Source organism: Klebsiella huaxiensis, assembly GCF_003261575.2.
In the GTDB taxonomy this organism is placed as follows: Bacteria; Pseudomonadota; Gammaproteobacteria; order Enterobacterales; family Enterobacteriaceae; genus Klebsiella; species Klebsiella huaxiensis.
Map to the genome: position 1 here is coordinate 296,312 of NZ_CP036175.1, position 11,921 is coordinate 308,232.

The following is an 11,921-nucleotide window of genomic DNA, read 5'->3' on the forward strand; positions in this document are numbered from 1 at the left end:
TTTATGTCCTTGTGTGCTTTAGCTGCGGTCGTGGTGACGACGGTAATGATGCTTCCCCACGCGTGGGCCGATACGGCGTGGGAAAACTACAAATCGCGTTTTATGATGCCTGATGGGCGCATTGTTGATACTGGCAACGGCAATGTGTCGCACACTGAAGGGCAGGGTTTTGCTATGCTGCTGGCGGTAGCGAATAACGATCGCCCGGCGTTTGACGCGCTATGGCAATGGACCGATAAAACGCTACGTAACAAAGACAATGGGTTGTTTTACTGGCGCTATAATCCGGTGGCACCCAACCCGGTGGCAGATAAAAACAACGCCACCGATGGCGATACGATGATTGCCTGGGCGCTGCTGCGCGCGCAGCAGCAATGGCATGAAAGATCCTACGGCACGGCCTCTGATGCTATAACCGCTTCGTTACTCAAACACACGGTGGTCACCTTCGCCGGGCGTCAGGTGATGCTTCCTGGCGCGAAGGGATTTTATCTCAACGACCATCTCAATCTTAATCCATCTTACTTTATCTTTCCGGCCTGGCAGGCCTTCGCCGCGCGTACGCATTTGACCGCCTGGCGAAAGCTGCAAACCGATGGCCAGGCGCTGCTGGGGAAAATGGCGTGGGGGAAATCGCAGCTTCCCAGCGACTGGGTCGCCTTAAGAGCTGACGGCAAGATGGAACCGGCAAAAGAGTGGCCGACGCGGATGAGCTACGATGCGATTCGCATCCCGCTGTATGTCTATTGGAATGACCCGCAAAGCAGCCTGCTGACGCCGTGGAAAACCTGGTTTGGGAGCTATCCGCGTCTGCAAACACCTGCGTGGATCAACGTCAATACCAATGAAGTTGCGCCGTGGTTTATGACCGGCGGGTTGCTGGCGGTGCGCGATTTAACGCTTGGTGAAGAACAGGCCGAAACCCAGATTAGCGCTCAGGATGATTACTACTCCGCCAGCCTTAAGCTGCTGGTGTGGCTGGCTAATAAAGACCGCCAATAAACTGTGGAATGCGCCTCGCACGATGGATAAAGGTGAGGTGCTGGCATCAGGTCCGGGCAGTAGAATCATCGGCAAGCCGGGGTTACCCGGTGAGGCGCAATGTTGCGGGGGCTTTAACCCCGGCGGCATCAATAGATGGGTTGCTGGAAAGAGAAAACCCCCGCACGTTGTTTGGTAAAAACCTGGCAACGTATCGGGGGCTAACCTCGCATCTAGACAATTCGAGGATAGCCGCGAACGGTTGCCATTGCAACAAAGGCGGCTGTATGACGCTCGCTCAGTTAGGCCTGGTACTCTGGGACGATCTGGCGGCTCCGGTGCTGGCTGGCATTCTTGTCAGCATCATCGTGAGCCGGATGGATAACCGGAAGTAACCGGCCTGTGGGCATCTGCCTGCCTTAATGGCAGCATGCGCCCGAACGGGGCCGCAGGGGTGAAACTCTGCGGCCTTTTTCGTTTATTGCAGCAACCCAAAATGATACTGGAAGGCGTCTCGCACGGTGCATAATGGTGAGATGCGGGGGGCTGTTCGGGGCCGTAGAATCACCGGCAAGCCGGGCTCGCCCGGTGAGGCGCAATGTTGCGGGGGCTTGAACCCCGGCGGCATCGATAGATGGGTTGCTGGAAAGAGAAAACCCCCGCACGTTGTTTGGTATCAACCTGGCAACATAACGGGGGCTACTCTCAACTCCAGACAAGTTGAGGATAGCCGCGAACGGTTGCCATTGCAACAAAGGCGGCTGTATGACGCTCGCTCAGTTAGGCCTGGTACTCTGGGACGATCTGGCGGCTCCGGTGCTGGCTGGCATTCTTGTCAGCATCATCGTGAGCCGGATGGATAACCGGAAGTAACCGGTCTGTGGGTATCTGCCTGCCTTAATGGCAGCATGCGCCCGAACGGGGCCGCAGGGGTGAAACTCTGCGGCCTTTTTCGTTTATTGCAGCAACCCAAAATGATACTGGAAGGCGCCTCGCACGGTGCGTAATGGTGAGATGCGGGGGGCTGTTCGGGGCCGTAGAATCACCGGCAAGCCGGGCTCGCCCGGTGAGGCGCAATGTTGCGGGGGCTTGAACCCCGGCGGCATAGATGAATTGGTTGCTGGAAAGAGAAAACCCCCGCCGTTGTTTGGTATCAACCTGGCAACGTATCGGGGGCTAGACTCGACTCTCAACAATTCGAGGATAGCCGCGAACGGTTGCCATTGCAACAAAGGCGGCTGTATGACGCTCGCTCAGTTAGGCCTGGTACTCTGGGACGATCTGGCGGCTCCGGTGCTGGCTGGCATTCTTGTCAGCATCATCGTGAGCCGGATGGATAACCGGAAGTAACCGGTCTGTGGGTATCTGCCTGCCTTAATGGCAGCATGCGCCCGAACGGGGCCGCAGGGGTAATATCCTGCGGCCTTTTTCGTTTTATTGTGGGTAAGGCACCCAGCTGCCGCCGTTTAGCTGGACATAAGGTTTACCTTGATACTGAATCACGATAGCGTTGGAGTTTTCCGAGACCGCCGCGCTCTGCGGCAGATTAGCAATATACTGCTGCCAGTTGATGTCGTTTTCGCCAAACATCTTGCCATCCAGTGCGCGAACCACCAGCTCCGAAACAGCCAGATAGCTACTTGGCTGATCTATTGTGATCGGCGCATCGGGATGCCGCGCCTTGATGCCGAAAAACTTCACCGCTGCCGGGACGTTGGTAATCGAGGGGCTTGGAATATCGCGCAGGCCGGAAACCTGCATTTTGTCGCCTTTCAATGCCGCACCGTGTTCCGGCACGACAATGACCATCACCTTACGACCTGATTTATCCAGCTCAGTGAAAAAACTGTCCAGCTCATCGAAGAACTTCTGCGCACGGGCTTTATAGTCTGCGGTTTTGCTCTGGCCCGGATAGTGGTTGCCATCATGCAGCGGCAGCGTGTTGTAGAAGGTTGCGGTGCGCGGCGTGTTCAGTTTATCCAGCGTCTGCAGCCAGCGGTTTAGCGTCGCCTGGTCGTCATAAACCGGTGAACCATCAAATCCTTGCAGAATCACCGGCAGGCCAGTTTGATCCATCAGTGGGCTCTGGATACCGCCCAACGAGCGAAGCTCTTTCAGGAAGTCGCCAAAGATACCGTTATGCCCAAGCATCAACTGCTGGGTAAAGCCCAGCTTCGCCAGGTTTTCAAACAGGTAGCATTCATTACCTGACGGCTGATACAGGTTAGCGTGAGAGAGTTGACCACAGCTGGCGCGCAGCAGGCGAGCCGCCGCCGGACCGCTGTAAGAGGTCGCTGAGTTAAAGTTTTTGAACAGCAGGTCGAAATGCTTCCACAGCGGGTGATCCATTAACCCGGCGGCTTCGATATCTGACCATGACAGAGAACAGATATTGATAATTAATACATCAAACGGCTGAGCGTCGGCCGGGAGCGCGTCAGGGAAAGGCGTTTTACGTTTCTGCTCAGAGGCATAAAAGGTATTTAGCCAGTTGGTCAGATTGGCCGACGTTGGCGACTCCGTTTGCGGTGGAATATCGTTATTTGCCGGGGCGGTATTGGTGGCGATAGCGGTACCGCCGCCGGTATTGGTTGCGGTATTTGCCGTCGCTGCCGTAGGTTGACCTGTTGGCCATAGGGTAAAAGAGGGCAGCAGCGGGCTAACAACCAGCCAGACCATGATCGCCGAGACAAAAACCGTCACCCGCAGCCATTGGCTGATAAACAGCCACAAGACCAGCAGGACAAAGAACGCGCCAACCATATTCCAGTTGATAAAGCGGGTCACTAGATCCCAGATGTAGTCGGCGCTAAAGCCAGCAATCTGCGAACCCTGACTGAAGATGCTTTCCAGACCGGGTAGCCAGGTATCGTGCCAGAACAGCATAAAGCCCAGCGGGATCGCTATCCAGTGGCGCAGGCGGTGCAGCTTATACTGCGGAATTGGCACCAATAAGAAGGCGAGAAACACCAGGTTCAGCATCGAGTGAAAATTAAGGTATCCCGCCCACAGCAAAGCAAACTTCACCAGGAAGTAGAAGTTCCAGCCGGATAAGCCGCGCCAGTACCGCCAGAGCGGAAGCGATGCAGCGGTTGTTTTTGGATTGGTCATTTTGTTGATTTGCCTTGCCTGGATGCCGTTTCCCGGCGCAACACGCCAGCCGGTTTGACATAACGGGGTTTAAAGAACATCAGTCGTAACGTGGTACGAATACGCCGCTGGTAGTGGCGCGTCAGGTATCCCAGCGGGAAAAACAGCAGGGCGCACAGGACGACCAACTGAATAATATCGGCAATAGACATCATAGATTTAGCTCCCCATCGATGGATAAGCGATGTGGCTCAGGGTTTCGACGCCAGCTTCGCCCATCATGGGTCGCGTTGATGGCCTCATTCTTGCCCAGAGAAATAGGCAGAGGCGTGTTCCAGTTCGCTGGCATGATGCCGCGCATCAACATAATTTCAGCGGATATCTGCTTATCTTCAAACCAAATCATTCGGTTAGAGAAAATATCGCCGGTAGGCAAAGGGAAAATATGGTTTAACGCGGTATCGAGATCGTTTACGCGGCAAAACGACAGGAACAGCACCAGACGATTGTTACCAATAGTCATGATGTCGCCCATGCGGTTGGGTTTACACAGCGTCAGCGCCTGCTCGACGCGCAGGCCCGGTGCCGGACGTAGCGCCACCATTACGCCTTTGCTATCGGCGGGCAGCATGGTGTTAGCCATAATATTGTGCACCGCTTCGCAGAAGGCATCCCACTTCTGGTAGCCGCGCAGTTTTAGCGGTTGACTCCAGGTGAGCAGGGTGGAGAAATCTTCCGGAATATGGCGGGTAAACTTCTGTTTCTGTACGCTTTCAATTAGCGTCAGGCAGCGCGAAAGCGGTGCGCCGCTGGGGATAACCATATTTGCGCCGCTGCTTAGCAAAAGTCGCTCATCGGTGGCGCGCAGGCTTGGGGTCTGCTCGCGAACGATCACTTTTAACGCGCTGCCGCGCTGGCGGCGCAGCGTGTGGATATAGCGTCCCAACTGCTCAATCTGCTCGTTTTGGGTAATGGAGAAGATAAGCGTCGCCGCCTGCGCCATCCGTCCGGCATTGAAAACAGCGTCGTTGGTATCGAATAGTGTCCAGTACTCGGAAAGTGCGGGCGCCCCTTCCAGTACTCGCAGGTTACTGAGGACAACCTTCTCGTCGCTGCGTGGCTGAACGACGGTTTCCTCATCCTGCGCCAGTCGCCAGCCATTTTCTTCGTGCAAAACAGTGAGTTGCTGCTGGGCGCTTATTCCTTTTTCGCTTCCCCACCAGGCAATATCAAACAGGTGGCTGTCACCCTGGTAACGAATACTTGCCAGACCGGCAAGAGAACGATACTCGCGTAATAAAGGGGAAAGCTGTTTATCGATATCATGCCCAGAATTAAGTACTAATAGGGAACAATGATGGTATTTAGCCCAGCGATATGATTTTTCAACCCAGTTGCATAATTCTTCACTTTTAATATTCTGCCAGGCGTTTTCGGCACATAGCAGAATAAATAAATAATTGCCAGGTTCGAGGGAACAAACTAAATCCCGGTGCATCTCCTCCAGGCCTTCAACGCGGTTTGGCATGGTAAATAATGCGACCTTTTCGGGACCAGTATCTTTTTCTAATGAAATGATTTCTTTGGGGTTATCGCCCATAACGATCGCTGCCACTTGGCTTTTTTTATCCTGGGCAGCAAGCGTATGGTTAAGCAGGCTTACCGCGTCGGCATGGCGGTCAACGTTAAGCCACCATACTCCACCAACGGGCATATGGCGTACTTCGTCCCATAATGATGAAATACCCAAAGAATATACGATATCCACGGCGTCCCTCGTGAGACCTGATTTACACTTGATCAGTTTACTAGCGAAAGCGCCAGAGTAAACCTAACATTGAAATTAAAGGACATCAGTTTTAGCATGTAAACCTAATTTAAGGATGAACAAATACCTCGTAGTTTAATTTATTGTATTTTCCAACGGACAGAGAAATGCCAGCAAAAGAGCCAGCTGTACCCACCGATGCGACTTTGGGTTACACCTTTCAAAATGATTTTCTGGCATTAAGCCGGGCATTTTCCCTGCCTGATATTGATTACCACGACATTTCCCGACGCGAGCAGTTAACCGCGGCGCTGAAACGCTGGCCATTACTGGCTGAATTAGCTGAGAAAAAGTAAGGAAGCCGTTGATGGCTATTCTGGGATTACAAGGCGTGCGCGGTGGCACTGGCACCACATCGATTACCGCTGCGCTAGCCTGGGCGCTGCAATTACTCGGGGAAACCGTACTGGTGGTTGATGCCAGCCCGGACAATATGCTGCGCTTTTTTTTCAACGTCGATTTTAGCCACAAAGCGGGCTGGGCGCGTGCGATGATCGACGGCGATGACTGGCGTGATGCCGGACTTCGCTACACTTCGCATATCGATCTGCTGCCGTTTGGTCAGCTCGAACCGGGTGAACGCGAGAATATTGACCAGCTTCAGTCGATGCTTTCGCCGATGGCCGAAATGGTGCAAAAGCTCCATCAGCAGGGCGCTCACCGCTGGCTGTTGATTGACCTGCCGGACGGCTATTCGCCGCTGACTCGCGCCTTAATCAACGTATGCGACCGCACGCTGGTGGTGGTCCATCCGGACGGTAACAGCCATATTCGCCTGCATCAGCAGGCATTACCGACGAATAGCGATATTCTGATCAACGATCTGCGCGTCGGCAGCCAGCTGCAGGAAGATTTATATCAGCTGTGGCTGGAGAGTCAGCGCCGCATTTTGCCGGTGACGATTCATCGCGATGAGGCGATGGCGGAGTGTCTGGCGGCGAAGCAGCCGCTCGGCGAATATCGTCAGGATTCTCTGGCGGCGGAAGAGATACTCACGCTTGCCAACTGGTGCCTGCTGCACTATGTCGGCAAGGGGGCTGAATGATTCGCCTGAGTACCCTACTGCTGGCTCCACCGGTTGGCGAACGACTGAGCGAGCGCTATCGTGATTATCGTCGGCACGGTGCGTCGTGGCTGGCGGCCGCGTTGGGCTGCTTGTGGGCGTCATTGGCGTGGGCGTTTATGCCGCTGGAAACGCCGCGCTGGCAGGCGATTCGCGAGCGCCATGATGAATTTTTCCCGCATATCAATCCGCATCGCCCGCGCCCGCTGGACCCGATTCGCTACCTGCTGCAATCCTTATGGCTGCTGGCGACCCGGGTGCCGGAGCCGGATAAAAAGGTCAATTGGCGTTCGCTGGTCGCCCTCGAAGGTGTGCAGGGACGCTATGCGCAATGGCTGGAAAAGCTGCCGGAGAAGGTTAATGCCCGCACTAGCCATTTAGATAAACACAAAGAGCTGGCACACCTGAACCCGAAGCTGAGACGGTTGATTCTCGGCACGGTGACGTTTTTCTCGCTGATCCTGGCACTGCTCTGTATTACTCAGCCCTTTAATCCGCTGTCGCAGTTTATTTTCCTGCTGTTGCTGTGGGGCGTCGCGTTGCTGGTGCGCCGTATTCCTGGGCGCTTCTCAGCGCTGATGCTGATCGTGCTTTCGCTAACCGTTTCCTGTCGCTATATCTGGTGGCGTTACACCTCAACACTCAACTGGGATGACCCGGTAAGTCTGGTGTGTGGGATCATTCTGCTGTTCGCTGAAACCTATGCCTGGATTGTGCTGGTGCTGGGCTATTTCCAGGTCGTCTGGCCGCTGAACCGCCAGCCGGTGCCGCTGCCGGAGGATATGGCGCAGTGGCCGACGGTGGATATCTTCGTGCCGACCTATAACGAAGACCTCAACGTGGTGAAAAACACCATTTATGCCTCGCAGGGGATCGACTGGCCGAAGGACAAGCTCAATATCTGGATCCTCGACGACGGCGGGCGCGAAGAGTTTCGCCAGTTCGCCAAAGACGTCGGGGTGCACTACATCGCGCGCACCACTCATGAACACGCGAAAGCCGGGAATATCAATAATGCGCTGAAGTACGCCAAAGGCGAGTTTGTGTCGATTTTCGACTGCGATCATGTGCCGACACGCTCATTCCTGCAAATGACCATGGGCTGGTTCCTGAAAGAGAAAGAACTGGCAATGATGCAGACGCCGCACCACTTCTTCTCCCCGGACCCGTTTGAACGCAACCTCGGGCGTTTTCGCAAAACGCCGAACGAAGGCACGCTGTTTTATGGCCTGGTGCAGGATGGTAACGACATGTGGGACGCCACCTTCTTCTGCGGCTCTTGCGCGGTAATCCGCCGCGGCCCGCTGGATGAAATTGGCGGTATCGCCGTGGAGACGGTGACTGAAGATGCCCATACCTCTCTGCGCCTGCATCGCCGCGGCCACACTTCCGCCTATATGCGTATTCCGCAGGCGGCCGGGCTGGCGACGGAGAGCCTGTCGGCGCATATTGGTCAGCGTATCCGCTGGGCGCGCGGGATGGTGCAGATTTTCCGTCTCGATAACCCGTTGTTTGGCAAAGGGCTGAAGCTGGCGCAGCGCGTCTGCTACGTCAACGCGATGCTGCACTTCCTGTCCGGTATTCCGCGCCTGATCTTCCTGACCGCGCCGCTGGCGTTTTTGCTGCTGCACGCCTATATCATTTACGCCCCCGCGCTGATGATTGCTCTGTTCGTTCTGCCGCATATGATTCACGCCAGCCTGACTAACTCGAAGATTCAGGGTAAATATCGCCACTCTTTCTGGAGTGAAATCTACGAAACGGTGCTGGCCTGGTATATCGCTCCGCCGACGTTTGTCGCGCTGATAAACCCGCACAAGGGCAAATTCAACGTCACCGCGAAGGGCGGGCTGGTGGAAGACGAGTACGTCGATTGGGTGATTTCTCGTCCCTATATCTACCTTGTGCTGTTGAATCTGATCGGCGTCGTCGTGGGTATCTGGCGCTTTATGTACGGCCCGGAAAACGAAGTTCTGACCGTCTGGGTGAGTATCATCTGGGTGTTCTATAACCTGATTATTCTCGGCGGCGCGGTGGCCGTGTCGGTCGAAAGCAAGCAGGTGCGGCGCTCGCATCGTGTAGAGATGTCGATGCCGGCAGCGATTGCTCGCGAAGATGGCCATCTGTTTTCCTGCACCGTTCATGACTACTCCGACGGTGGGCTTGGCGTCAAAATTCACGGCGAGGCGCAGGTGCTGGAAGGCCAGCACGTCAAGCTGCTGCTCAAACGCGGGCAGCAGGAGTACAGCTTCCCGGTACGGGTTGCGCGGGTTAACGGCAGTGAAGTGGGTTTACAGCTGTTGCCGTTAAGCAATCGGCAGCATATTGATTTTGTGCAGTGTACGTTTGCCCGCGCAGATACGTGGGCGCTTTGGCAGGATAGCTTCCCGGAAGATAAACCGATGGAAAGCCTGCTGGATATCCTGAAGCTGGGATTCCGTGGATATCGTCACCTGGCGGAGTTTTCGCCGCCGTCGGTGAAGGTTATTTTCCGCTCGCTCACCATGCTGGTGGCCTGGGTTGTCTCGTTTATTCCGCGTCGTCCGGAACGTGCTGCGGCAATACTCTCGGCAGAACCGGCGATGGCTCAACAATGATGATAATGCGATGAACAAAAAACTCTCTTTGGTTTGTGCAGTAGCGGTGAGCATTGGCGGCTGGTCCTCCTTCGCCTCGTATGCGGAACCGACGGCAGCGGTAGCTGCGGCCCCGGAAGCGGCACAGACGACTACCGTGCCCGGTATTGCCGGGGTGGTTGCTGACAGCCAACCAACGGCGGCCCTTGCTGGCCCGGCGGCCCCGGTGGTGATATTGGATAATGCTCCGACCCGCGACGTAAAGCTCACCTTTGCCAAAATCGCTCCGCCTCCGGGCAGTATGGTGCTGCGCGGCGCGCGTCCTGATGGCTCGGTAGACTTCGGTATGCGCAGTGATGAAGTGGTGGCGAAAGCGCTACTTAACCTCGACTACACGCCATCGCCGTCGCTGCTACCGATCCAGTCGCAACTGAAGGTCTATCTTAACGATGAGCTGATGGGCGTTTTGCCGGTCACCAAAGAGCAACTGGGCAAAAAAGTCAGTGCGCAGATCCCGATAGATCCGCTCTATATCACCGATTTTAACCGTGTGCGCCTGGAGTTCGTTGGCCACTATCGTGATGTCTGTGAAAACCCGGCCAGCAGTACCCTGTGGCTGGATGTGGGCCGCGAAAGCTATCTGGATTTAACCTATCAGTCGCTGAATGTGCGCAACGATCTCTCGCATTTCCCGGTCCCATTCTACGATTCCCGTGATACCCGCCAGCTGACGCTGCCAATGGTCTTTGCCTCTTCGCCGGATGTTCAGCAGCAGCAGGCGGCGGCGATTATCGCCTCGTGGTTCGGCAGCAAAGCGGGTTGGCGTGGCCAGCAGTTCCCGGTTCAGTTCAATACACTACCGGATCGTAATGCCATTGTTTTCGCCACCAACGATAAGCGCCCGGATTTCCTGCGCGAGCATCCGCCGGTCAACGCGCCGACCATTGAAATGATCGACCACCCGAACAATCCGTACGTCAAGCTACTGGTGGTATTCGGTCGTGATGATAAAGATCTGCTGCAGGCAGCGAAGGGGATTGCCCAAGGCAATATTCTGTTCCGCGGCAGCAGCGTGACGGTTGACGATGTGAAAGAGCTACAGGCACGTAAGCCTTACGATGCGCCAAATTGGGTGCGCACCGACCGGGCGGTGACCTTTGCCGAGCTGAAGACCTACGAACAGCAGCTGCAATCCAGCGGCCTGGTGCCGGATTCGATCAACGTGGCGCTAAACCTGCCGCCGGATCTGTACCTGCTGCGCGCCAACGGCATCGATATGAATCTGAACTATCGCTACACCATGCCGCCGATCAAAGACAGCTCGCGCATGGATATCAGCCTTAACGATCAGTTCTTGCAGTCGTTTAGCCTCAACAGTTCGCAGGATGTGAATAAACTGATTCTGCGTCTGCCGGTGCTGCAGGGGCTGCTGGACGGCAAAACGGAAGTCACGATCCCGGCATTGCGCCTCGGAGCGATGAACCAGCTGCGCTTTGATTTCCAGTATATGAACCCGATGCCCGGCGGCTCCATCGATAACTGCATTACCTTCCAGCCGGTGCAGAACCACGTGGTGATTGGCGACGATTCGACCATCGACTTCTCGAAGTACTATCACTTTATGGCGATGCCAGATCTGCGCGTGTTTGCCAACGCGGGCTTCCCGTATAGCCGGATGGCCGATCTGTCCGACACCCTGGTTGTGGTGCCCAAAACGCCGACTGAGGGCCAGGTTGCCACGCTGCTGGAGACCACCGGCGGCATCGGTGCGCAAACCGGTCTGGCGGCAATTAACCTGCGTATGACCGATGACGGCAGCCAGATTAAAGATAAAGATGCCGACCTGCTGCTGATTGGCTCTATTCCGCAGGCGCTTAAGGACGACACCAAAATTAACCTGCTGGTTGAAGCGACCAAAAGCTGGGTGAAAATGCCGATGCGCCACTACGACCTGGCAAGCATTTACCCTGACACCGAAGCCAGAACGCCGAATACCCGCACTGATATCACCTCGTCCGGACCGATGGCGGCGATTATCGGCTTCCAGTCGCCGTACAACGATCAGCGCAGCGTCGTGGCGCTGTTGGCTGATAGCCCGCGCGGCAACGAACTGCTGACCGCAGCGCTTAATGACAGCGGTAAACGCGCGGCGATGTTTGGCTCCGTTTCAGTGATCCGCGAATCGGGCGTCAATAGCCTGCGGGTGGGCGATGTTTACTATATCGGGCATCTGCCGTGGTTCGAACGCATCTGGTTTGCGCTCTCCAGCCACCCGGTGCTGCTGGCGATTCTGGCGGCGGTCAGCATCGTACTGCTGGCATGGGTACTGTGGCGCATGCTGCGTATTATTAGCCGTCGTCGCCTCAGCCTTGATGATGAGTAA

General features: G+C 55.6%; 11 protein-coding genes. 8 read left to right on the forward strand and 3 right to left on the reverse strand.

Going from position 1 to position 11,921, the window contains the following annotated elements; translation table 11 throughout:
- Positions 1-3 precede the first annotated feature (3 nt).
- The 4 genes from DA718_RS01355 (at position 4) to DA718_RS01375 (ending at position 2,331) form a co-directional block, all read left to right on the forward strand.
- Complete coding sequence (locus DA718_RS01355; protein ID WP_112216008.1) at positions 4-1,002, forward strand: family 8 glycosyl hydrolase; 999 nt, start codon at positions 4-6, stop codon at positions 1,000-1,002.
- Positions 1,003-1,268: 266 nt separating this feature from the next.
- Positions 1,269-1,376 carry a type I toxin-antitoxin system toxin Ldr family protein gene (locus DA718_RS01360; RefSeq protein WP_110276214.1) on the forward strand — a complete coding sequence of 36 codons (108 nt, stop codon included), beginning with the start codon at positions 1,269-1,271 and terminating at the stop codon, positions 1,374-1,376.
- A 370-nt stretch (positions 1,377-1,746) separates the two neighbouring features.
- Positions 1,747-1,854 (forward strand): type I toxin-antitoxin system toxin Ldr family protein, encoded by a 108-nt coding sequence (locus DA718_RS01370; RefSeq protein ID WP_110276214.1) that lies wholly within the window; start codon positions 1,747-1,749, stop codon positions 1,852-1,854.
- Positions 1,855-2,223: 369 nt separating this feature from the next.
- Positions 2,224-2,331, forward strand: coding sequence for a type I toxin-antitoxin system toxin Ldr family protein (locus DA718_RS01375; RefSeq protein ID WP_110276214.1), 108 nt, complete (start codon positions 2,224-2,226; stop codon positions 2,329-2,331).
- An 84-nt stretch (positions 2,332-2,415) separates the two neighbouring features.
- On the opposite strand, the gene bcsG is transcribed toward DA718_RS01375, so the two are convergent.
- From bcsG to bcsE, 3 genes are read right to left on the reverse strand one after another with little or no spacing between them, the layout of a single operon-like run.
- Positions 2,416-4,092 carry a cellulose biosynthesis protein BcsG gene (bcsG, locus tag DA718_RS01380; protein WP_112216664.1) on the reverse strand — a complete coding sequence of 559 codons (1,677 nt, stop codon included), beginning with the start codon at positions 4,090-4,092 and terminating at the stop codon, positions 2,416-2,418.
- Positions 4,089-4,286, reverse strand: a complete 198-nt coding sequence (bcsF, locus tag DA718_RS01385; RefSeq protein WP_110276212.1) for a cellulose biosynthesis protein BcsF — start codon at positions 4,284-4,286, stop codon at positions 4,089-4,091. The genes bcsG and bcsF overlap by 4 nt, the downstream gene beginning before the upstream one ends.
- Positions 4,283-5,839, reverse strand: coding sequence for a cellulose biosynthesis protein BcsE (gene bcsE / locus DA718_RS01390; protein ID WP_112216665.1), 1,557 nt, complete (start codon positions 5,837-5,839; stop codon positions 4,283-4,285). The genes bcsF and bcsE overlap by 4 nt, the downstream gene beginning before the upstream one ends.
- A 167-nt stretch (positions 5,840-6,006) precedes the next feature.
- On the opposite strand from bcsE, the gene bcsR reads away from it, so the two are divergent.
- The 4 genes from bcsR to bcsB are packed head-to-tail and all read left to right on the forward strand — an operon-like array spanning position 6,007 to position 11,921.
- Positions 6,007-6,195: a cellulose biosynthesis protein BcsR gene (gene bcsR / locus DA718_RS01395; protein WP_004106713.1), complete on the forward strand. Its 189-nt coding sequence runs from the start codon at positions 6,007-6,009 to the stop codon at positions 6,193-6,195.
- An 11-nt stretch (positions 6,196-6,206) separates the two neighbouring features.
- Positions 6,207-6,944 (forward strand): cellulose biosynthesis protein BcsQ, encoded by a 738-nt coding sequence (bcsQ, locus tag DA718_RS01400; RefSeq protein ID WP_112216666.1) that lies wholly within the window; start codon positions 6,207-6,209, stop codon positions 6,942-6,944.
- Complete coding sequence (bcsA, locus tag DA718_RS01405) at positions 6,941-9,559, forward strand: UDP-forming cellulose synthase catalytic subunit (RefSeq protein WP_112216667.1); 2,619 nt, start codon at positions 6,941-6,943, stop codon at positions 9,557-9,559. The genes bcsQ and bcsA overlap by 4 nt, the downstream gene beginning before the upstream one ends.
- 10 nt (positions 9,560-9,569) lie before the next feature.
- Positions 9,570-11,921 carry a cellulose biosynthesis cyclic di-GMP-binding regulatory protein BcsB gene (gene bcsB / locus DA718_RS01410; RefSeq protein WP_112216668.1) on the forward strand — a complete coding sequence of 784 codons (2,352 nt, stop codon included), beginning with the start codon at positions 9,570-9,572 and terminating at the stop codon, positions 11,919-11,921.